18 protein-coding genes and 1 riboswitch are annotated in these 20,876 nt (G+C 70.8%); of the genes, 8 read left to right on the top strand and 10 right to left on the bottom strand.

From position 1 onward, the window contains the following. Window positions 1-3: 3 nt before the first annotated feature. Window positions 4-1,026: an NAD-dependent epimerase/dehydratase family protein gene (locus tag F0L68_RS15820; RefSeq protein ID WP_149850332.1), complete on the top strand. Its 1,023-nt coding sequence runs from the start codon at window positions 4-6 to the stop codon at window positions 1,024-1,026. Beyond that, complete coding sequence (locus F0L68_RS15815) at window positions 1,023-2,177, top strand: class I SAM-dependent methyltransferase (RefSeq protein ID WP_149850331.1); 1,155 nt, start codon at window positions 1,023-1,025, stop codon at window positions 2,175-2,177. Before F0L68_RS15820 ends, F0L68_RS15815 begins: the two co-directional genes overlap by 4 nt. Here F0L68_RS15815 and ahcY read toward each other — a convergent pair. Beyond that, window positions 2,134-3,606, bottom strand: a complete 1,473-nt coding sequence (gene ahcY / locus F0L68_RS15810) for an adenosylhomocysteinase (RefSeq protein ID WP_223198826.1) — start codon at window positions 3,604-3,606, stop codon at window positions 2,134-2,136. The genes F0L68_RS15815 and ahcY overlap by 44 nt on opposite strands. Window positions 3,607-3,624: 18 nt before the next feature. Beyond that, a riboswitch (S-adenosyl-L-homocysteine riboswitch) is annotated at window positions 3,625-3,706 on the bottom strand. A 265-nt stretch (window positions 3,707-3,971) separates the two neighbouring features. Here ahcY and F0L68_RS15805 point away from each other — a divergent pair. Beyond that, complete coding sequence (locus tag F0L68_RS15805; protein WP_149850330.1) at window positions 3,972-4,598, top strand: DUF4360 domain-containing protein; 627 nt, start codon at window positions 3,972-3,974, stop codon at window positions 4,596-4,598. A 59-nt stretch (window positions 4,599-4,657) separates the two neighbouring features. On the opposite strand, the gene F0L68_RS15800 is transcribed toward F0L68_RS15805, so the two are convergent. The 6 genes from F0L68_RS15800 to F0L68_RS15775 are packed head-to-tail and all read right to left on the bottom strand — an operon-like array spanning window position 4,658 to window position 11,424. Further along, the gene (locus tag F0L68_RS15800; RefSeq protein ID WP_149850329.1) at window positions 4,658-4,909 is read right to left on the bottom strand and encodes a hypothetical protein; all 252 of its coding nucleotides are present in this window, start codon (window positions 4,907-4,909) and stop codon (window positions 4,658-4,660) included. A 31-nt stretch (window positions 4,910-4,940) separates the two neighbouring features. Further along, window positions 4,941-5,531: an acyltransferase gene (locus F0L68_RS15795; RefSeq protein WP_223198825.1), complete on the bottom strand. Its 591-nt coding sequence runs from the start codon at window positions 5,529-5,531 to the stop codon at window positions 4,941-4,943. A 2-nt stretch (window positions 5,532-5,533) separates the two neighbouring features. Beyond that, window positions 5,534-9,100: an oligosaccharide flippase family protein gene (locus F0L68_RS15790; RefSeq protein ID WP_188316601.1), complete on the bottom strand. Its 3,567-nt coding sequence runs from the start codon at window positions 9,098-9,100 to the stop codon at window positions 5,534-5,536. A 53-nt stretch (window positions 9,101-9,153) separates the two neighbouring features. Continuing rightward, complete coding sequence (locus tag F0L68_RS15785; RefSeq protein ID WP_149850327.1) at window positions 9,154-9,507, bottom strand: hypothetical protein; 354 nt, start codon at window positions 9,505-9,507, stop codon at window positions 9,154-9,156. Continuing rightward, entirely contained in the window at window positions 9,494-10,588 is a 1,095-nt protein-coding gene (locus F0L68_RS15780) for a glycosyltransferase family 2 protein (RefSeq protein ID WP_276313857.1), read from the bottom strand. The genes F0L68_RS15785 and F0L68_RS15780 overlap by 14 nt, the downstream gene beginning before the upstream one ends. Next, window positions 10,585-11,424 (bottom strand): glycosyltransferase family 2 protein, encoded by an 840-nt coding sequence (locus F0L68_RS15775; RefSeq protein ID WP_149850326.1) that lies wholly within the window; start codon window positions 11,422-11,424, stop codon window positions 10,585-10,587. Before F0L68_RS15775 ends, F0L68_RS15780 begins: the two co-directional genes overlap by 4 nt. Before the next feature lie 535 nt (window positions 11,425-11,959). Between F0L68_RS15775 and F0L68_RS15770 the strand changes: the two genes are divergently transcribed. Beyond that, the gene (locus F0L68_RS15770; protein ID WP_149850325.1) at window positions 11,960-12,796 is read left to right on the top strand and encodes a glycosyltransferase family 2 protein; all 837 of its coding nucleotides are present in this window, start codon (window positions 11,960-11,962) and stop codon (window positions 12,794-12,796) included. Between the two features lie 152 nt (window positions 12,797-12,948). Here F0L68_RS15770 and F0L68_RS15765 read toward each other — a convergent pair whose 3' ends face one another. Then, the gene (locus F0L68_RS15765) at window positions 12,949-13,422 is read right to left on the bottom strand and encodes a DUF6319 family protein (protein WP_149850324.1); all 474 of its coding nucleotides are present in this window, start codon (window positions 13,420-13,422) and stop codon (window positions 12,949-12,951) included. Window positions 13,423-13,694: 272 nt separating this feature from the next. Here F0L68_RS15765 and F0L68_RS15760 point away from each other — a divergent pair, with 272 nt between their 5' ends. After that, window positions 13,695-14,417 carry a VIT1/CCC1 transporter family protein gene (locus F0L68_RS15760; RefSeq protein WP_149850323.1) on the top strand — a complete coding sequence of 241 codons (723 nt, stop codon included), beginning with the start codon at window positions 13,695-13,697 and terminating at the stop codon, window positions 14,415-14,417. Window positions 14,418-14,453: 36 nt separating this feature from the next. Here the strand turns inward: F0L68_RS15760 and F0L68_RS15755 are convergent, their stop codons facing one another. Further along, window positions 14,454-15,278 carry an SAM-dependent methyltransferase gene (locus F0L68_RS15755; protein WP_149850322.1) on the bottom strand — a complete coding sequence of 275 codons (825 nt, stop codon included), beginning with the start codon at window positions 15,276-15,278 and terminating at the stop codon, window positions 14,454-14,456. 443 nt (window positions 15,279-15,721) lie between these two features. Here F0L68_RS15755 and F0L68_RS15750 point away from each other — a divergent pair, with 443 nt between their 5' ends. Next, window positions 15,722-16,000, top strand: coding sequence for a hypothetical protein (locus F0L68_RS15750; RefSeq protein ID WP_149850321.1), 279 nt, complete (start codon window positions 15,722-15,724; stop codon window positions 15,998-16,000). Between the two features lie 122 nt (window positions 16,001-16,122). After that, window positions 16,123-16,932: an SAM-dependent methyltransferase gene (locus F0L68_RS15745; RefSeq protein ID WP_149850320.1), complete on the top strand. Its 810-nt coding sequence runs from the start codon at window positions 16,123-16,125 to the stop codon at window positions 16,930-16,932. 24 nt (window positions 16,933-16,956) lie between these two features. On the opposite strand, the gene F0L68_RS15740 is transcribed toward F0L68_RS15745, so the two are convergent. After that, window positions 16,957-18,444: an APC family permease gene (locus F0L68_RS15740; RefSeq protein ID WP_223198824.1), complete on the bottom strand. Its 1,488-nt coding sequence runs from the start codon at window positions 18,442-18,444 to the stop codon at window positions 16,957-16,959. A 330-nt stretch (window positions 18,445-18,774) separates the two neighbouring features. On the opposite strand from F0L68_RS15740, the gene efeU reads away from it, so the two are divergent. Next, a complete protein-coding gene (gene efeU, locus F0L68_RS15735) occupies window positions 18,775-20,874 on the top strand; it encodes an iron uptake transporter permease EfeU (protein ID WP_223198823.1) in 2,100 nt (699 codons plus the stop codon). The last annotated feature ends 2 nt before the right edge of the window (window positions 20,875-20,876 follow it).

Genomic DNA, 20,876 nt, shown 5'->3' with positions numbered 1-20,876 from the left:
CCCGTGCGCGTGTTGCTGACCGGCCACCAGGGCTACCTTGGCAGCGTGCTGTCCCCGCTGCTCGCCGCGGCGGGGCACCAGGTGATCGGGCTGGACTCCGGGTTGTACGCGGACTGCGTGTTCGGCCCGCCGCCGGCCGCGCCGCCGAGCCACGCGGTCGACCTCCGAGACGTCCGACCCGAGCACCTGCGCGGGGTGGACGCGATCGTGCACCTGGCCGCGCTGTCCAACGACCCGCTCGGCGCGCTCGACCCCGAGCTGACCTACGCGGTCAACCACCTCGCCTCGACCCGCCTCGCCCGGCTGGCCAGGGACGCCGGGGTGCGCAGATTCCTCTACGCCTCAACGTGTTCGGTGTACGGCGCGGCGGGCGACGCGCTCGTCGGCGAGGACGCGCCGCTGCGGCCGGTGACCCCGTACGCGACGAGCAAGGTCCTGGTGGAGGACGACCTCGCCGAGCTGGCCGACGCGGACTTCAGCCCGGTGTTCCTGCGCAACGCCACCGCGTTCGGCGTCTCGCCGAGGCTGCGCGCCGACATCGTGCTGAACAACCTCGTCGGGCACGCGGTGCTCAGCGGCGAGGTGCGGGTGCTGTCCGACGGCACGCCGTGGCGTCCGCTCGTGCACGCGCGGGACATCGCGGCAGCCTTCCTCGCCGCGCTGGCCGCCCCGCGCGAGGCCGTGCACACCAGGGCGTTCAACGTCGGCATGGCCGAGAACAACGCGACCGTGGCCGAGATCGCCGAACAGGTCGCCGCCGTGGTGCCGGGATCGCGGCTGGTGATCACCGGCGAGGCCGGGGGAGACCCGCGCTCCTACCGGGTCGACTTCTCCCGCATCCGCGCGCTGCTGCCGGACTACGATCCACAGTGGACGGTTCGGGCCGGCGCGGCCGAGCTCTACGAGGCCTACCTGCGGCACGGGCTCACCCGGCTCGCCTTCGACCGCCGCTACACCCGCCTCGCCCGCCTCACCGACCGTCGCGCGGACGGCACGCTCGGCCCCGACCTGAGACCGGCGCCGTGACCGTCCCGGTGTGCCGGGGCTGCCGGGCCCGCCAGGGTCGAGTGCTGCTCGACCTCGGCGACCAACCACCCTGCGACGCCTTCCCGCCGGCGACCCAACTCGGGCCGGACCGGCGGCATCCGCTGCGCATGTGGCTCTGCGACGCCTGCGGCCTGGCCCAGCTCGCCGAGGACGAGACCGCACCGGAAGAACCACTCGGCGTCGAGCCGGCCGCGCTCCTCGCCCAGGCGGCGCGCGCGGTGGACCTGGCCGGCGCGGCCGGGCTGCTGCCGGCCGGGGCCACCGTGCTGGAGTACGGCAGCCCGCACGGCGGGAGCTGGCTGCCGCTGCTGGCCGACCGGGGCCTGCGGCCCCCGGCCGAAGGGCGCCCGGCCGACGTGGTGCTGGACTGCTTCGGCCTGATGCACTGCGCCGACCAGGCCGCCGCCGTCGCCGAGCGCGCGAACCGCCTCGAACCAGGCGGCGTCGCCCTGTTCCAGTTCCACTCCCTCGCCGCGATCATCCACAACGGACAGTGGAATGCCCTGCGGCACGGCCACTTCGCCTACTACTCCACCGAGTCGCTGATCCGGCTGCTCGGCGTGGCCGGCCTCACCGCCAGGTCCGCCTGGCGGTTCGACCTCTACGGCGGCACGGTGCTGCTCGCCGCCGCGCGCGGCGGCGAGCCCGACGACAGCGTCACGCGACTGCTGGCGGCCGAGGCCGCCGCTGGCGTGCACGACCCCGACCGGCTGGCGAACCTCCAGCCGGCCGCGAGCCGGAGCGCCGCCACCCTGCGCGCCTGGCTGGCGCGCGAGGCGGACCGGGGGAGCGTGGTCGCAGGCTACGGCGCCGCGTCCCGCGCCGTGGCCCTGTTGTGCCAGGCGAACATCGACGCGGACCTCCTGGTCGCCGTCGCGGACGCGGCGCCGGCCAAGCACGGCCGCAGGATGCCGGGCACCCGCATCCCGGTGGTGTCCCCGGACGAGCTGCGCGCGATCGCCCCGGACACCGTCGTCCTGTTCCTGCCCGACCTGCTGGCCGAGGTGCGCCACCTGGCCGCGAACTGGGCGCTCGCGGACCCCGCGCCCGTCGAGGCCGACCCGGTTCGCGGCCAACAGCCATCCGTCAGTAGCGGTAGTGATCCAGCTTGTACGGTCCTTCCACGCTGACCCCGATGTACTCGGCCTGTTCCTTGCTCAGCGTGGTCAACCGCGCGCCGACCGCGTCGAGGTGCAGCCGCGCCACCTTCTCGTCGAGGTGCTTGGGCAGCCGGTACACCTGCCGCTCGTACGCCTCCGGCCTGGTGAACAGCTCCAGCTGCGCGATCGCCTGGTTGCTGAACGAGTTCGACATCACGAAGCTCGGGTGGCCGGTGGCGTTGCCGAGGTTCAGCAGCCTGCCCTCGGACAGCACGATGATCGAGTGCCCGTCGGGAAAGACCCACTCGTGCACCTGCGGCTTGATCTCGATCTTCCGGATCCCCGGCACCCGCGCCAGGCCGGCCATGTCGATCTCGTTGTCGAAGTGCCCGACGTTGCCGACGATGGCGTTGTGCTTCATCCGCGCCATGTGCTCGGCCATCACGATGCCGAAGTTGCCGGTCGTCGTGACGAAGATGTCGCCCCGCTCCACGACGTCCTCCAGCAGAACGACCTCGAGCCCGTCCATCGACGCCTGCAACGCGCAGATCGGGTCGATCTCGGTCACCACGACCCGCGCGCCCTGGCCGCGCAGCGACTCGGCCGAGCCCTTGCCGACGTCCCCGTACCCGCAGATCACCGCCAGCTTGCCGGCCAGCATCACGTCGGTGGCGCGGTTGATGCCGTCCGCGAGCGAGTGTCGGATGCCGTAGCGGTTGTCGAACTTGGACTTGGTCACCGAGTCGTTCACGTTGATCGCCGGGAACAGCAGCGCGCCGTCCTCGGCGAGCCGGTAGAGCCGCTTGACGCCGTTGGTCGTCTCCTCGGTGACACCGAGCAGCTCCTCGGCCATCCTGGTGAACCGCCTGCCGTCCCTGGCCAGGCTGTCCGCGAGGGTCCGCAGCACCAGCCGGTGCTCCTCGGAATCGTCCTCGGTCGGCTGCGGCACCGCGCCGGCCGCCTCGAACTCGACTCCCTTGTGCACCAACATGGTCGCGTCGCCGCCGTCGTCGAGGATCATCGTCGGCGCCTGCCCGTCGGCGAAGTCGAACAGCCGGTCGGTGCACCACCAGTACTCCGCGAGCGTCTCGCCCTTCCAGGCGAACACGGGGGTGCCGGCCGGCCGTTCTGGCGTGCCGTCGCGCCCGACGACGACCGCGGCGGCGGCCTCGTCCTGCGTGGAGAAGATGTTGCAGGACACCCATCGCACCTGCGCGCCGAGCTCCACCAGCGTCTCGATCAGCACGGCGGTCTGCACCGTCATGTGCAGGGATCCGGCGATCCGCGCCCCCCGCAGCGGCTTCCGCTCGGCGTGCTCCCGGCGGATCGCCATCAGGCCGGGCATCTCGTGCTCCGCCAACCTGATCTGATGCCGCCCTGACTCGGCCAGCGACAGGTCCGCGACCGCGAACTCGATACCGCCGATGTTGCCGGCCTGAACTGGACTCGTTGTCGACACGGGAAAAGACACCTCCTGGGTAAGGAGGCGCCCTTGCGTTGGTCGTCGCGAGCCGAGCGTGGCGGACCGGTGAGGGTCCGTCGCAGCGCCTCTCGGCCCTGGCCGCCCGGGAACCGGAACGGCCGACGTGCCCAGGAAGCATGGCAATCCGATCGGCGGCTGTCAACGCCAGAGGCGAACCCATTCGGGAAGCCGCGATCGGCCCGCCGGATCGCCGGTATCGGCATTGGCGACCCGGTTCGGTCGGCAGATTCGGTGAACTCCGAATATGTCCGTTTGCTCCGTTCAGTGGGGTCGTGAATGGTGAACTTGCGCTAAGGTGATGTGCCGGGCGGACAGGCCGTCAAGTATTGGGAAGGGATCCCATGCTTACCCTGCTGGCTGTTGCCGGTGTGGCCCTTTCGGTATTCGCCGCACCATCGTGGAACACGCCCCCACCACCTGACAAGATTGTCATCGACGTCGTGACCGTCAATGGCTCTGGCTGCCCTGCCGGATCCGCGGCCGTTGCGGTCGCGCCCGACAACACCGCTTTCACCGTGACCTACAGCAGCTTCCTCGCGCAGGTCGGAGTCGGCGCGAGCCCGACGGACTTCCGCAAGAACTGCCAGCTCAACCTGCGCGTGCACGTGCCGCAGGGCTTCACCTACGCGATCGCCGAGGCCGACTACCGGGGCTTCGCACACCTGGAAACGGGCGCGACCGCGCTGGAACGGGCGAACTACTATTTCCAGGGAATGCGGCAGACCGCATTCATTAACCACCCGTTCTCCGGGCCGTTCGAGGACGACTGGCAGACCACCGACAGCACCGATGTCGCGTCGCTTGTCTTCGCTCCGTGCGGCGAGGAACGTAATTTCAACATCAACGCCGAGTTGCGTGCCTCGGCCGGCACGTCCGACCCGCAGGCCACGACCAGTTTCATTTCGATGGACTCGACCGACGGAAGTATTACGACGACCTACCACTTCGCGTGGAAGACCTGTAGCTGACGCAGTGCGCCGGTCGGGCAGCGCGATCCGGCCGGCGCCGCCCGCGTGTCCCTCGGTGGTCACGGCAGACCCGCGACCACCCGCAGCACCAGCAACACGACCAGCGCGCACACCCCGACCACCAGCGCCCCGTCGAGCCGCCGCACCGCCCTAGGCCGCGGCGGCGCCGCACCGTCGTCGCCGCCGTCACCGGCCGCGCGCTCACCGAGCACGACCCGCGCCCCGGCGAGCACGACCACCACCGCGAGCACCGCCCCTGCGCCCCACGCGAACAGCTGCTCCAGCGCCGAGACCACGCCGACGCTCACCATGCCACCACCACCCGCGCACGCGCAGCGGCCGTCACGAGCCCACCCCTCGCGCTCCGTCCGCCCCGTCCGCCGACTTCGCCGGCCCGACCCACCTGGCCGGCACGCCCGCGTACAGGCCGGGTTCGAGGCAGTCCCGCGCGACCACGGCTCCCGCCGCCACGGCGACGTCCGGCGCGAGCGTCACCCCGGGCACCACGATCGTGCGCGCGCCGAGCCACACCCGGTCGCCGATCCGCACCGACCGACCCTGCGGGTACTTGGACACCGAGCCGTCCGCCGTCCACGGATGGTGCGAGGTCAGGATCGCGACCTGCGGGCCGAACTGGCAGTCCCGCCCGATCCGCACCTCGGCGACCGCCTCGATGAAGCACTCGCGGTTGAGGAAGGTGCCGGCCCCGATCTCGACGTTGCGCAGCCGCCCGGCCACCCGCAGTCCCGGAAAGATGTTCGGGGTGTCGACCCGAAGGCCGAGCGCGCGATAGCCGAGCCAGCGCAGCACCCTCGGCACCGGCTCGGCCCCGAGCAGGCCGTTGACCAGCGTGCCGGCCGTCATCGCCCACAGGTCGATCCAGACCTGCTCGGCCAGCACCCTCGGCCAGTCCCTGCGGGTTCGTCGAGCCACGCTCAGCCTCCGTTTTCCTCTGGCAGGGCAAGAACCGTGCGGCCGGCCCGGTCGAACACCACCGTGTAGTGGTTCACCCGGATCAGCGTGTCGACGATCTCGCGAGTCCACCCCGGTCTCATTCCGTACAGGATCCGGCCGGCCGCGTCCTGCTGCGGGCTGACGACCACGAAGTCGGGCTTGGCCGCGAGCACACACCGCTCGATCTGGGTCGGCGAGTCGCAGTTGTCCCTGCCCCCGCCCAGTTCCGCGGCGCTGACCTGCGTCACCTCGCCGACCCGCTCGGCGCGCAGCGGGCTGTACCAGGTCAACGCGACGATGCTGTCGCCAGGAACGGCGAGCCGATAGGCGGCGTCCATGGCGTCCAGGTCGGTCCGAGTGAAGCTGACATAGGCGTCATTCCCGCCACGGACGGCCACGGTCCCCAGGCACAGCACCAGCAACGAGACCAACACACCGCCCCAGGCAAGCAGACCGCGCGACCCACTCGCCCTGCCGACCCGTCGATCCAACACGGCGCCGATCGCCAGCCCGCCCCCGATCGCGAACCACGGCAGCGCGAACAGGTAGCACCGCATAAACACCTCGCCGCCGTAGGGCTGCACCACGGCGAGCCCGAACGGCATGAGCGCCAACACCGGCAGCACCCAGGTCCGCACCCTCCTGCGCCGCAACAACAGCACGCCACCCACCGCGAGCAGTGCCGCGAGGCCCGTCAACCCGATGCGCAGGAACACGATCGCCTGGTGTCCGGAGTCCCCGGCCAGCCGCTGCCCGATGCCCTGGTTCACCGACGAGCTGACGTCGCCGATGGAGCCCGTGATCAGCGCGAGCTGCCCGACCCAGAACTCCTTGGCCGCCAACACGAACCACGCCAACGCTGGCACGAAGGCCAGCACCGGCAGCCAGCCGGGCCACAGCCGGCCCCACAGCAGCAGCACCGCGAGAAAGCCCACCAACACGAACGGCGTGAGCTGGTGCGAGGGTGCGAGCGCGACAGCCAGCAGCAGCACCAACCCCTGCGCGAAGACTCTCCCGCCGGGTGTCCCGGCCGGCACCCGACGCTCCCGCAACCGCACCCGCCCGCCGTCCACCAAGCCGGGCCGCACGAGGTACCGCACGGTCAATGCGAGCGCGGCGAGCAACAGGACGAACGTCGTGCCCTGCGGGGAGAAGTAGTCCTGCTCGGTCCAGTTCCCCAGCAGGAACAACCAGGTGGCGATCCACGCGGCGCGCCCATGTCCGAGCGCGGCCGTGGCCAGCGCCCGCACCCCGATCGTGGCCAGCCCGGTCAGTACGACCGGTGCCCACGCCAGCAGCACACCGCTGTCCTGATATCCGCCCGCCCTGGTCAGAAACGCCGCCAACGCGAAGAACCCTGGCCAGGAGAACCGCGTGTCGAAGTCGTGCAGCACCGCGCCGTTGTCGCCGATGTAGTTGGCGAAGCCGGCATGCAGCCAGCTGATCGGCAGCCGCGCGACCTCCTGCACGGCCGGCTGCAACCCGTAGATCATCACCAGGCCGGCGCCCGTGAGCAGCGTCAGCACCCAACCCCGGGGCCGTCGTCCCGCCACCTCGGCCACGAACGCCACCAACAGCACCGGATAGGACAGCAGCACCACGGGAGACAGCGCCCCGATCAGCCCGAGTCCGCCGAGCTGACCGGGATCCACCCGGTGCAGCCCAACTACCCACAACCCAAGCCCCACCGCCCCGACCACAGGCACAACCCATGCCCTGCGGCCGGAGTCCACCCCCGATCCCGCCAAGCGCCGCAACGGAACCAGCCGCGCCGACCCACCAGCCCGCCGCCGCAGCTCGACCACCGCCGAGCCCCCCACCGCCACCACCGCAGACCCCGCCCCCCGCAACAAAGACCCGCCCCTCTGCAACAAGGCCGCGCCCCTCCCCGCCGCAGCCCCGCCCCTCCGCAACGAGGCCGCGACCCTCGCGGCCGCAGCCCCGCCCGTCCGCACGACCGGCGCCCCCGGCCCCGCCACCGTCTCGCCCGATCCCGCGAGTGGTTCGGCCCGTCCGGCGACCGGTTCGCTCAACCGCGCCGCTATCTCGCCCGGCCCCGCGAGTGGTTCGCCCAGCCGCGCTACTGTCTCGCCCGGCCCCGCGAGTGGTTCGCCCAGCCGCGCTACTGTCTCGCCCGGCCCCGCGAGTGGTTCGCCCAGCCGCGCTACTGTCTCGCCCGGCCCCGCGACTGGTTCGCCCAGCCCCGCGTCCGGTTCGCTCAACCCCGCGACCGATTCGCCCCGGCCCGCCATAGGCTTGTCTCGCTCCAGTGCCCCTCGCTCAACCATCTCGATCTCGCCTAGCAGCTGCTGCCACCGGGGCCTCCGGCGCCACAAACCGAGTACGGCAACCACAGCAAGAACCCATTGCAGTGCAAGGAAACCAGCGCCGATCGGCCACAGCCGTGGACCGGGCAGCGCCAGAATCAACACCACCATGCCGACTGCGTTGGCGGCCTGTAGCGCCGCGACAACCACCCCACGCCCCGCAGCCAGGTGCACCCCGGTGACCAGCACCACGACCAGCCGCGCGACGTAGCCCACCAACGCCACCTGCAACAACGACGTGCCGATCTCCGCGTAGGCGTCGCCGAACAACCCGAGCACCCATCCGGCACCCACCACCCCGACCGCGATCGGCGGCAGGAAGATCGCCGCCATCCGGGTAGCCGCATGTCGCACAAGTACCCCAGCCCGCTCCTCCGCTCCGGCCAAGCGCACGACCACCGCGTTCACGAACCCGGTGGCCGCAACATCCAAGGCGTTGAGCCCCATCCACACGATGAAGAACACCGCGCCGACCTCGGGACCGTTCCGCGCGGTCACGACCAACGGCACGACGTTGTAGAGCACGGCAACGCACACGGTCGCCGGATAGGTCGGTCCGACCAACGAGAGAACTTCCCGCCGATCGGGCAGGCGGCCCGCCGTCCCGCCCACCCGCCGGCCCGTGACGACCACCAGGGCCGACACCACCAGCACGCCGAGCACGGTGGGCAACACCCAGGACAGCACGATGCCCAGCGCGCCGAGCCGTGGACCGAGCACCACCAACAGGACCAGCCGGGCAACGCTGAACGCGGTGTTCTCCACCAGCACCCACCGGGCCCGGCCCAACCCGGTCAACACCGCGTCCTGGAACTGGAACAACGTCCAGCCGACGCTGGCGGCCACGAACAACACACCGCCGAACACGGGCACGGCGGCGGTGGTCACGGCGGTGGCCGGCACCAGCGCGAACAGCCCGGCAGCCACCACCGCGACCAGCACCACCACGCCATAGCCACGCCGCAGCAACATGGGAGTTCGCCGACCCGCCAACGGCAACCACCGCAGCACGGCAGGCCCGAGCCCCAACTCCGCGACGGTGGCGAACAACAGAAACCCCGACACGAAAGCGGAAGTCGCGCCGACCTCCGCGCGCGGCAGCAGCCGGGCAGCCAACAGCCAGCCGACCAACCCGGCCCCCGCGGTGACCAACGCGCTCGCGGTGAGCGCGAGCCCGTCGCCCAGCAGACCCCCACCGGCCGCGCCGGGCGAGATCGTCACCTCCCGGGCGGTTGGTTCGGTGACAGTGCGTTCCGCCGTATCGGATGGTTGAGTCACGAAGCCGCCCGCGTCGTTCGAACCAGGTGATGCACCAACAGAGGCGCACTCGCCGCCGCGAGCAGCACGAGCGCGCGAGTCGGATGCCATGCGCCCAGCATCAACATCACCTGCGCCACAACGATCGACAGCGCGATGCTCACCGCCGTGGCCGCCGCCCAGGTAAGCGCAGCGCTGGCCCCGGGGAGATAGGCCGCCACGGCCCATCCCGGCCCGACAAGCAGAAACACGAGGGTGATCAGCAACCGCACCGGCCCACCGACCTCGGCAGTGGCAAGCACCGCGGCCAGCATGCCGATTACCAGCAGCGCCCCGGCGCAGTACCGACGAAGCCCATCACTGGCGTTCACGACCGCCCCCAAACGCAGCCGCGCCGCCGCTTCGCCCGGCCGCACCACCGAACCGTCCACGCAGGTACCCGGCAGCAGCCCATCCGACCGCCATCGGCAACGCCGCCGCTCCACCCAACGCGCTGCCCCTCCCACGCGCCGCGCCACCCTTTCCGCGCAGCACTCCGACCAACTCCCGACGCAATGCCGCCGGCAACACCCGGCGCGTGTAGTCCCGTTCCGTGGCGAGCGCGTCCGTCCCACCAACCAGCCCGGCGACGGCGGCCTTGGACAACCCCTCCGCCCAACAGCGGCGCGCAAGATACCGCCAGCTGACCCGATCCGCACTCACTCGATGCCTTACCACGGCGGCCGGATCGAACACGATCCGCGCCTTCGGATCTGCCTGCCGGATTCGGATGCACAACTCGGTCTCCTCGCACCCGAGCGGCACTCGTCCGACTCGACCAAGGTCCTCGGCGAACCCGCCGACCGCGTCGAACACCTCGCGCCGGAAGGACATGTTGCAGCCCATCAGATTCCGCACTGGCGAGACGCGCTCCGGCTGGCCGGCATAGGTGCAGCCGACCACCCAGTCCAGCTCGCCACGCCCCTCCGCGTCGGCCGCCGGCAGCATGCCCGGCCGTCGAACCGGCCACACCGGCCTGGCGGATCCGCCGACCGCGACCACCTCGGGGTCCGCATAGTGGCCGAGCAGCGTCGCCAGCCAACCGGGATCCGCGGCCGCGTCGTCATCGAGAAACGCGACGATCCCGCCGTCCACGACCGCAAGGGCGGTGTTGCGGGCGCCGGACAACCCTCTCCGTCCACGGTTGTGCAGCACGTCAACCCACGGAAAGGCCCGCTCGGCCCGCTCGGCGAGCGCCGCGTTGTGGTCGACGACCAACACGATCTTCGGCCCGACAGCCGACTCAACCCGTTGCCCCGCAACTGACCTGACCGCGCCACACAGGTCGTCCCACCGGTCCTCGGTGTAGGCACAGATCACCACGGTCACCGCCAATCCGGCGGCCTCCCCAACGGCCTCTCCGGCGGCCTCCCCAACGGCGTCTCCGACGGCCTCCTCGATGGCCTCCGTCACGCCGGTTCCTCGGCCGGCACGCCGGGAACCGCACGATCGAGCAGATCCAGCCGGGGCGGCAACCAGCGCTTGCGCCGCGCCGGATGCGAGTCGAGCCCCGCCCGGCTCAGCCGTCTGCTCCGGTGCCGTTCGGTCAGGATGGTCCGCAACACCCGCGCGCCGTCGGTGAAGGTCCGCAGGTTGCTCTCGCCGTGCATCCGGCTGCGCTCGACGCTGGGCACCTCGGCGATCCGCAGCCCGGCGGCGGCCACCCGACAATTGATCATCGTCTCGATTTCGAATCCGTCGCCCCACGGCATCGCGCCGGACGGCGCGGCCTGGTCAACCGACGGAAGGTCGAGCACGGGCACGATGTCACGCCAGAACGCGTTGTATCCGTAGCACAGGTCGGAAAACCGCGTGCGGAACAGCAGATTTGTCACGCCGTTGAGGCTGGCATTTCCGACATTGCGCAGCCCGGTGATGTCGTGACTGCCGCCGCCGAGGATGAACCTGCTGCCCTTGGCGAAGTCGAATCCACAGGTCAGCGTCGTGACGAAATGGGGAATCTCGGCGGGATCGGCGGATCCGTCCGCGTCGAACATGACAATGATGTCGCCGGTGGCCGCGTGAAACCCGCAGGCCAGCGCGTTTCCCTTGCCACGCCTGGTCTGCCTGACGATCTTGATACCCGGCATCAGACGTCTCGCGACATCGACGGTGCCGTCGACGGAGTGGCCGTCGACCAGCAGGACCTCGTGCAGAGGAGGCAGTTCCGGCAACACCGTTTCAAGATTTCTTGATTCATTCATGGCCGGAATGACGACAGTCACGGTCGGTCGATTGCCGCGGCTCATCTCGATCCTTTCCGCACGTCCGCATGGTCGAGGTGAATCTGAATCATCTCGGGGATACCTGACCTGAGGGGTCGCCTGTTCGGGTGATGTTGTGTAACCATTTCATGAGCGTGATGGCGTTCCGTGACGAAACGGAGAGCTGAATCCCCGCTGCGGATGAGTAAGCTGTCTACACATAAACAAGAACTGGTGGTATCCGTAATGGCGTTCGCCGTCGCCGCGCGGCTCGTCATGTGGTTGTCGCGCAGGTGGTGCGACGTCCGTTGATCCGGTCGGTTCGACGACCGTTGACTACAGTGACGGCACCGGGCGGTGCTCGCCGACCGCGATGCCGGCGAGGAGGTGGGGGAGCGGTGGGCGAGACCCGGCGGTCGCCGTGCAGGTGTGGCCATCCCGCGCAGGCCCACGAGCACTACCGGGGCGGCACCGAGTGCGCGATCTGCCCGCCCGGCGAGTGCCGCGCGTTCCGATCGGCCGACGGCCCGCTCGCTGCCGTGACGGCATGGTGGCAGCGGCTACGCAAGTCGAGAACCGAATGACCCGCGAACCCGCCGTATCCATCTGCCTGCCGGCCTACCAGGCGGAGCGCTACATCGCGGAGGCCGTGCGCAGCGTGCTCGCGCAGAGCTGGCGCGATTTCGAACTTGTCGTGCTGGACAACGCGTGCACCGACCAGACCGCCGCCATTCTGCGGTCCTTCGACGACCCGCGCCTGCGGATCGTGCGCAACGACGAAACGGTCCCACTGCCGGAGAACTGGAACCGCGTCGTGCGGCTCGCGAGCGGCGAGCTGATCAAGGTGCTCTGCGCCGACGACCTGATCCACCCCGACGCCCTTGCCAGGCAGGTCGCCGCGTTCCGCAGCGACGCGACCCTCGCCCTGGCCGCCTCGCGCCGGCACGTGATCGACGAGTCCGGGGTGATCCTCGCCGCGAACCGGGGACTGTCCGGCCTGCTCGGACGGTTCGACGGCCGCGAGGTCGCCCGCAGGGTGGTGCGCAGCGGCGCCAACCCGATCGGCGAGCCTGCCGGCGTCATGTTCCGCCGCGAACACTTCGAGAAGGTCGGCGGATTCGACGGAGAGCTGCTGTTCCCGATGGACCTCGACCTGTGGATGAAACTGTTGCGGCACGGCCATTTCATCGGCATCGGCCAGTCGTTGGCCGCGTTCCGGGTGAGCCGCTTTTCGCTGTCGGCCGGCCTCACCAGGACCCAGTACCGCGAACAGCTCGAACTCACCAGCCGGATCGCCGAGGACGACGCGTGGCAGATCCCGCGCGGCGATCTACTCCTCGGCCGGGCCCGCGCCCCGCTCGCCAAACTCCGCCGCCGCACCATCTTCGAGCTGGTCCGCCTCAGCGCCCGCCTCTAGTTGTGCCCTTGCCGCGCACCGCACACCGAACACCGAATCTCCGCCAAACGTCATGAAGGACGCCCTCCTGGCATCGGCCATTGGCCATCTGGTGTCAGGAAGGCGTCCCACACAACGTGCCGGGCCCCGGCCGACCGGCCGGCGCCAAGCGATCAGTCGTTCAGTTCGGCGAGCGCGCGCTTGACCTGCTCCAGCTCCGCCTCGAGCTGCTCCATCCTGGAACGGTGCTGCTCCCGCGCGGCGTCGATGACCGTCTCGATGCCCTCGGAGATGTCCGGGTGCAGCTCCTTTGCCGCCCTGGCCACCGCGGCCGCGGAAATGCTCAGGCCACGCACCACGCGGTTCGTGCCGTGCACGAGGTCCGCCTGCCACTCGCCCTCGGCGGTGCCGGTCACGGTCAGCGTCAGCTCGACCGTGCGGGTCTTCTTGGCGGTGCTCTGCTTGCGCGGACGGCCCCGCTTGGCCGCGCCGTTCTCGCTGGGCTCCTCGGCGCCTTCGGCGCTCACCGAGCCCTCCGAAGAAGGCGCCGCCGACGCGACGTCGGCGCTGGCCTGCGTCGTGTCGTCGGTCTGCTGCTCCTGCTGATCCTGGACGTCTTCTTGAGTAAGTGAGTCCGGGCCCACCATCGTGTTCCTCTCCACCAGAGTGACCGGTGTCGCTCCGCCATGCGACGCGACGTTCGCGGGTAGCGGCTCAACCAACCTCGGCGGCATATTAGAACATGCGTTCGAAGGCTGGTCGGGCGCATCCTCCCGCGGATTCGCCGCGCCCATCGGCCCGACCGGGTGACCGTATCGTGTCGTTGTCCACCGCCGGCCGGCCACATGCTGGGCAAGCAAGGCAAGGCAGCGCTTGCCAAGCCTGTCCTCAGTCCTGAAAGGACTTCTACAATCACCGCATGACGACGGAGGCAGCCAAGATCGGCGCTCAGGAGATCGGGCACACCCACGCCGACCTGTCCGGTGGGTGGCTCCGCCCTGCCGTCTTCGGCGCGATGGACGGCCTGGTCACCAACATCTCGCTGGTGGCGGGTGTCGGCGCCGGCGGGGGCAGCCCGCACGTCGTCCTGCTGTCCGGCGTCGCGGGCCTGGTGGCCGGCGCCTTCTCGATGGCGCTCGGCGAGTACTCGTCCGTGGAGACCCAGAACAACGCGGTGAACGCGGAGGCCGCCGTCGAGCGCGCCGAGCTGGAGCGCAATCCGGCGGGGGAGCAGGCCGAGCTGGTCGACATGTTCCGCGAGATGGGCCTGTCCGAGCGCACCGCCGAGCTGGTCGCCGAGGAGGTGCACGCCGATCCGGACCTGGCCGTGCGCATCCACCTCACCCAGGAGCTCGGCATCAACCCCGACGAGCAGCCCAAGCCGATCGTGGCGGCGGTCTCCTCGTTCCTGTGCTTCGCGGTCGGCGCGTTCATCCCGCTGATCCCGTTCCTGCTCGGCGCGCCCTCGCTGCTCGCCTCGCTGGGCCTCGGCGCGCTCGGCCTGTTCGGCGCTGGCGCGCTGGTGTCCCGGTTCACCGCGAGGTCCTGGTGGGGCAACGGGGCCCGGCAGCTGATGTTCGGCGGCATCGCGGCGGGGGCGACCTACCTGGTCGGCCTCCTCATCGGCGTGGCCACGGGCTGACGGCGACGCCGGCCCGGCCGCGGCACCGGCTGGCGGCTACCGCACCAGCCCGTGCTCCGGCTTGCGGCCGACGCCCCCGAAGAAGATGAAGTGCTCGGGGTAGGACGGGCAGACCGTGCCGTCGACGCACCACTCCGGCACGAAGACCGCACCGGGCTCGACCAGCTCGAACGTGCCGAACAGGCTGGTGATCCAGTCGGTCGAGCGGGCAACGGCGGGGTTGCTGCTGGTCGCGTACAGGGCTTCGAGCGCCCCCATCTCCTCGGGGCGGGACTCGGCGGTGGCGTGCGAGACGACGAGGTGGCTTCCCGGCGCGAGCGCGGCACGGTACTCCGACACCAGTGCGGCCGGGTCGTCCTCGTCCGGGACGAAGTGCAGCGTCGCCACCATCAGCAGACCGACCGGCTCGTCGAAGTTGATCAGCCTGCGGGTCTCGGTCGCGGCCAGGATGGTGGCCGGGCTGCGCAGGTCGGCCTCGACGATCGCCGCATTGGGGTTGTCCCGCAGCATCAGCCTGCTGTGCGCGACCGCGACGGCCTCGTTGTCCACGTACACCACGCGGCAGGCCGGGTCGGCCTCCTGCGCGACCTCGTGCACGTTGGCGACGGTCGGAATACCGGATCCGAGATCGATGAACTGACGAATGCCGGTGCGCACCATGTACTCGACGGTGCGCCGCAGGAAGGCGCGGTTGGCCTGGCAGGCCTTGGCGACCCCGGGGAACACCACTTCGGCCTGCCGGACGAATTCCCGGTCGACCGGTAGATTGTGCGCGCCGCCGAGAAACGCGTCGTAGGCGCGCGCGGCGCTGGGACGGCTGGTGTCGACACCGGCCGGCAGCCAACTCGAAAGCTCTGTCATCCCGCACCCCAACGCTGTCCAGACACCGTGGCACATTCTAACGATTTGACGATCACGGGCCCTGGGCGAGGCCTTACTGGTACGGGAGAGTAGTCGGTGCGCCACGTCAGGTGAGCGAGTCGAAGGACACCGGGGTGACCTGGTCGGACTATCGGCGCGGTCATGACATGCTTGCGTGTGTTCAATACCGTCGTGACCGACGGTGAGCGGGATTATGTGTCGGGAGGATCCTGTTGGTCGTGGTGGCCCCAAGTGCTGTTGCCCGCTGGGCGGACCTGTCCGCAGAGGAACTGCGGGCGTGTGTGCAGCAGCTCGTAGCTTCGCGCCTTCCGGCGGACCATCCGGTGTGGACGGCTATTCGCCGCCGCCCGGCCCTGGTGGCGCGTGTTCGCGGTGTCCTGTCCGGCCTGTTGTCGTCGGTTGGCGGCGCCAAGGACGAGCACATGCAGCGTGTATGGATCGCGGCCGCCCGTGCGGCCCTTGACCGGGTGGAGGAGACGGCCCCGAACGCGGAGGCCGGGAAGCAGACCGACGTGGACGGCGACGTCACGCCGGAGCTGGAGTCGAACGAGGTCGAGTCGGCCCCGTTCGTCGAGCGCAGGCTCGAGAGCGTGACCATGCAGGCGCCGGCGAACGGTGTCGGGGTGGAGGAGCCCAAGCCGGTCATTCGGCAGGCACCCATTCCGGCGATGGTGTTCCAGGAGCCGGGCAGAACCGCCTAGTCGGAGGGCCAGTGGCGTCGCGTGACCGGGGGTCGCGCGACGCCACTGGCATCCCGGGGTGGTGCCACGATCTGTGATCGCTAAACTACTCGGGGCTACCCCGAGCAGAGGCGAGGTGCACCGTGGAGGAACAACACGCCTGGTCGCCCCGCACGATCGACCTGTCTCAGCCCAACGCCGCTCGGGTGTACGACTACTACCTCGGCGGCGCCTGCAACTTCGCCGTCGACCGTGCGTTCGCCGATCGGGTGCTGGCCATCCTGCCCGAGGCGCGGCTGCCGGCCAGGCTGAACCGGGCCTTCCTGCGGCGCGTGGTGGCCTTCTGCGTCCGCAACGGCATCCGCCAGTTCCTGGACATCGGGTCGGGCATCCCGACCGCCGGCAACGTGCACGACGTCGCCCACCGGGCCGATCCGTCCTGCCGCGTCGTCTACGTGGACAACGACCCGGTCGCGGTCGCGCACGGCGAGCTGATCCTCGCCGACGACGACCTCGTCGCGACGCTCGCCGCCGACTTCCGCGACCCCGAGACGGTCCTGACGGCCCCGGTGACCCGGAAGCTGCTCGACTTCGCCGAGCCGGTCGCGGTGCTGATGACCGGGCTGCTGCACTACGTGCCCGACGCGGACGGCCCCCACGGTGTCGTGGCGCGGTACCGGGAGGCGATGGCGGCCGACAGCTATCTCGTGCTGTCGCACATCACCTCGGCGCGGCTGCCGCCGAGGGTCCGCGAGATCGGCGACCTCTACCGCGCCAGCCCGACCCCGCTGTACGACCGGGGCCGCCGAGCCATCAGCGGGTTCTTCACGGGCTTCGAACTGGAACGGCCGGGCCTCGTGTACGCGCCGGAGTGGCGGCCGGACTCGCCGGAGGACGTCGGCGAGCACCCCGAGTCGTGCGCGCTCTACGTTGGGGTCGGCCGCCGCACCTGACCGCCCACGCTCCACAGTGGATGGTCACGGCGCGGCGACGGGCTGGGCGGCGACCTCGGCCGACCGGTCCGGAATGGCGTCCCCCGCGACGGCGTCCCCGGCCGTGAACGGTCGGGCGAGCATCATGTACAGCACCCCGACACCGATCACCAGCGCGGCGGACAGCAGCACGACGTAGTTGTCGTACCAGGCCGCGTCCGGCGTGCGCGGCCAGCACATGTCGACCATGGCCGCGACGCCGTAGGCCAGCGCCAGGATGTTCACCGGCAGGCCCCACCGCCCAAGCCGGAACGGGCCGGAGGGCCGCCAGCCCTTCAGCCTCGCCCGCAGCGCGGCGAACACGACCAGCTGGAAGCCGAGGTAGATGCCCAGCGTCGAGAAGGACACGATCCGGTTCAGGGCGTTGTCGGACAGCTTCGAGGCGAACACCACCAGCGCCGGCACGACGCCGGCCGTCAGCAGCGCGTACGGCGGGATGCGTCGGCGCGCGGAGAACCGGGCCAGCGCGCGGTGGCCGAGGATCATCCGGTCCCTGCCGAAGGAGTAGGCGAGCCTGCTGGCCGCGGCCTGGAGGCTCATCGTGCAGGACACGAACGAGATCAACACCACGCCGATGACCACCCGGTAGCCGACCGGACCGAAGGCGTCGGTGAGCACCGAGGTGACGGGGTCCTTGTCCTGCCCCGAGATCACCCTGCCGAAGTCGGGCACCGCCAGCAGCATCGACAGGCACGCGAAGGTCGCCGCGGCGCCGCCGACGTAGATGGTGCGCCGCATCGCCTTCGGGATCTGCCTGCCGGGGTCGCGCACCTCCTCGGCGGTGTCCGCGCACGCCTCGAACCCGAAGAACTGGTACAGGCCGATGATGCCGGCCGCGAGGAACGCCGGCAGGTAGGCACCTGGCCCCGCCGCGCCGAAGCTGTCGAACACGACGCCGATGCCGTGCAGCCGATGGGTGAACAGCAGCCAGCCGCCGACCGCGAGCGCCCCGATGATCTCGGCGCCGAAACCGAAAACGGCGGCGACGGACAGCACCCTGGTGCCCGCGTAGTTGATGGCGGTCGACACCGCGATCACGGCCACCGCGCACAGCACCGTGGTGTTCGTGGTGGCGCCGAACCCGAGCAGCGTGGCGAGATAGGGGCCAGCGCCGTAGCTGACGCTCGCGATGGTGACCAGCAGCGCGACGAGGTACACCCAGCCGGTCAGCCAGCCCCAGCGGCGGCCCCACAGTCGCCGTGCCCACGGGTACATGCCGCCGGCCACCGGGAACTGCGCGACCAGCTCGCCGAACACCAGCGCCACCAGGAACTGCCCGAGCCCGGCCAGCGCGAAGCTCCAGATCATCGGCGGCCCGCCCGCCGCGAGCGCGCTGCCGAACAGCGTGTACGTGCCGACGACGGGGGAGAGGTAGGTGAAGCCGAGCGAGAAGTTGGCCCAGGCGCCCATGTCCCGGCGGAACTCCGACCGGTAGCCAAGACCGGCGAGCTGCCGGTCGTCTGCCTCTGACACGAGCGCCTCCAGGCCGGGTGCGGACGGCGGATCCCGCAACAATCTGGGGGTCGCTATGGACGTCCGTCAAGAGGCTCTTTTGATTGGCGCACAACGGTTTTGCCGATCAATTGGCGGCCGGTGAAGGTCGGTCGACCACCGGTTCGGGCGGCCGGCGGGGTCGGTCCGCCGCGCTCGTCCGCGCCGGCCTCGCGACGCGCTTTGTCCGGTAAGGGTGGTTTGGCCGTGATGTGATCGGCGCGGGCTGGACCGACTCAACGGCAATGCCTAAGGTGAGGCTAACCAATTGCTGGTGAGCCTTACCAACGTCGTGGTCGCGAGGGAGCTGCCGTGTGGGCCGATAGCGTGCCCAACCTGCTGATCGGTCTGCGCGAGGGGCTGGAGGGCGGGTTGGTGGTGAGCATCCTGCTCGCCGCCGTTCGGCGCAGCGACTCTCGTGCCTCGACCGGTCCGGTCTGGCTCGGCGTCCTCGCGGCCGTCATCCTCTCGCTGAGCTTCGGCGCGGTGCTGACCTTCTCCAAGTCGGGCCTGTCGACCACGGCCCAGGAGGCGTTCGGCGGCATCCTCAGCGTGATCGCCGTCGGCCTGGTCAGCGTGATGATCTTCTGGATGCGCCGCACCGCCCGCAGCCTGTCCGGGGAACTGCGCGAGAAGGTCGGCAACGCGCTGCGGCTCGGCGGCGGCGCACTCGCGCTGACCGCGTTCCTCGCCGTGGCGCGCGAAGGCCTCGAGACGGCGCTGTTCCTGTGGACCACCGTGCAGGCCTCCGGCGAGTCGACCGCGCCGCTGATCGGGGCCGCCGTCGGCATCGCCATCGCCGTGCTGCTGTGCTTCCTGTTGTTCCGCAGTGCGATCCGGATCAATCTCGGCGTGTTCTTCTCCCGCACCGCGATCTTCCTCATCGTCATCGCGGCCGGCGTGCTGGCCTACGGGCTCGGCGAGCTCCAGAGTTCCGGCCTGCTGCCCGGCCACTCCTGGCGCGCGTTCGACCTCACCGGCTCGATCCCCGCCGACACGTGGTGGGCCACCATCATCACCGGCGTCACCAACCTGACGCCGGCGATGACCTGGCTCCAGGTCGTCGGCTACCTCGGCTACGTCGGCGTCATGCTGACGATGTTCCTGCGCGCCAACGCAAAGCCGGCCGCGCAACCGGCCAAGGCTGTGCCCGCCGAAGCCGCGTCCGCCGAGCGCGCGCCAGCCGAACCGGCAGCCGCCGAGGCCGTCGCGTCCGACGCGGCCGCGCCCGACGCGGTCGTGGAGCCCGCCGTGCGCGGCGACAGGAAGCGCTGGCTCGTGGTGACCGCCGCGATCGGCGTGCCGCTGCTCGCCGCCGGGCTGTTCGCCGTGCTGACCAGGTCGCCGGCGACCGGCACCGCCGCGCAGGTGACCATCACCGCCTCGGCCTGCGCGCCCGAGTTCACCGCGCCGCCGGCCGGTGCGCAGACCTTCACCATCGTCAACAAGTCCGGCCGCAGCGGGGAGATCTACCTGATCCATCCCGCCGACGGCGGCGTGGTCGGCGAGATCGAGGGCATCGGCCCCGGCACCCAGCGGAGTATGTCGGTCAGCCTGCCGGCGGGGGAGTACGCCTGGCGCTGCGCCATGATCGGCGACCAGGAACGCATGTCGGCCACCGTGCGCGCGTCCGGCGGCGTCGACAGGACGGCGGTTCCCGCGGTGCTTCCCTTGGCGGAGAAGGAACTCGACGGCCCGGTGGCCGCCTACCGCGACTACGTCACCCCCAAGCTCGGCGAGCTGGCCGGCCAGGTGGACGCGCTGCGCGCGGCGCTGGCCGGCGGCGACCAGGCGGCGGCGCGCGCGGCCTGGCTGCCGGCGCAGCTCACCTGGGAACGCGTCGGCGCGGCCTACGGCAGCTTCGGTGACCTCTCGGACGCCATCGACGGCGGCCCTGCCGGGCTCGCGGACGGCGTGCGGGACAAGGACTTCGGCGGGCTGCGGCGGATCGAGTACGGGCTGTGGCACGGCGAGGACGTCGCTGCCCTTGCCCCGGTCGCGGACAAGCTGGCCGCCGACGTGGCCGACCTGCGGCAGAAGCTTCCGACGGTGACCGCCGACCCGAAGGACCTGCCGCTGCGCGGCCACGAGATCCTGGAGGACGCGCTGCGCGACCACCTGTCCGGGCTGAGCAACCAGGGCGCGGACACGGGCTACCAGGAGACCCTCGCGGACCTCGACGGCACGCGCGTCGTGCTGGACGAGCTGGCCCCGCTGCTCACCGCGCGCCGCCCCGACCTGATGCCCGCAGCTACGGCGAAGATGGCCACCCTCGAACAGGCGCTGAAGGCGACCAAGGCCCCGCTCGGCCAGTTGCCGCTTGCCGAGCGGCAGCGGGTCAACGCGGCCGTCGGCGACCTGCTCGAAACGCTCTCGCTCGTGCCCGACCTGCTCGAGATCCGCCAGAAGTGACG

It is taken from the genome of Solihabitans fulvus, assembly GCF_008386585.1.
In the GTDB taxonomy this organism is placed as follows: domain Bacteria; phylum Actinomycetota; class Actinomycetes; order Mycobacteriales; family Pseudonocardiaceae; genus Solihabitans; species Solihabitans fulvus.
The sequence above is the reverse complement of the archived record's forward strand: the minus strand, read 5'-3'. Positions and strand labels throughout refer to the sequence as shown.

Excerpts from the sequence above, each read along its gene's own strand:
- F0L68_RS15750 (WP_149850321.1), top strand. The coding sequence starts at position 15,722 with ATGCAGCGTGTATGGATCGCGGCCGCCCGTGCGGCCCTTGACCGGGTG.
- F0L68_RS15770 (WP_149850325.1), top strand. The coding sequence starts at position 11,960 with ATGACCCGCGAACCCGCCGTATCCATCTGCCTGCCGGCCTACCAGGCG.
- F0L68_RS15800 (WP_149850329.1), bottom strand. The coding sequence starts at position 4,909 with ATGGTGAGCGTCGGCGTGGTCTCGGCGCTGGAGCAGCTGTTCGCGTGG.
- F0L68_RS15765 (WP_149850324.1), bottom strand. The coding sequence starts at position 13,422 with ATGGTGGGCCCGGACTCACTTACTCAAGAAGACGTCCAGGATCAGCAG.
- F0L68_RS15755 (WP_149850322.1), bottom strand. The coding sequence starts at position 15,278 with ATGACAGAGCTTTCGAGTTGGCTGCCGGCCGGTGTCGACACCAGCCGT.
- F0L68_RS15775 (WP_149850326.1), bottom strand. The coding sequence starts at position 11,424 with ATGAGCCGCGGCAATCGACCGACCGTGACTGTCGTCATTCCGGCCATG.
- F0L68_RS15805 (WP_149850330.1), top strand. The coding sequence starts at position 3,972 with ATGCTTACCCTGCTGGCTGTTGCCGGTGTGGCCCTTTCGGTATTCGCC.
- F0L68_RS15760 (WP_149850323.1), top strand. The coding sequence starts at position 13,695 with ATGACGACGGAGGCAGCCAAGATCGGCGCTCAGGAGATCGGGCACACC.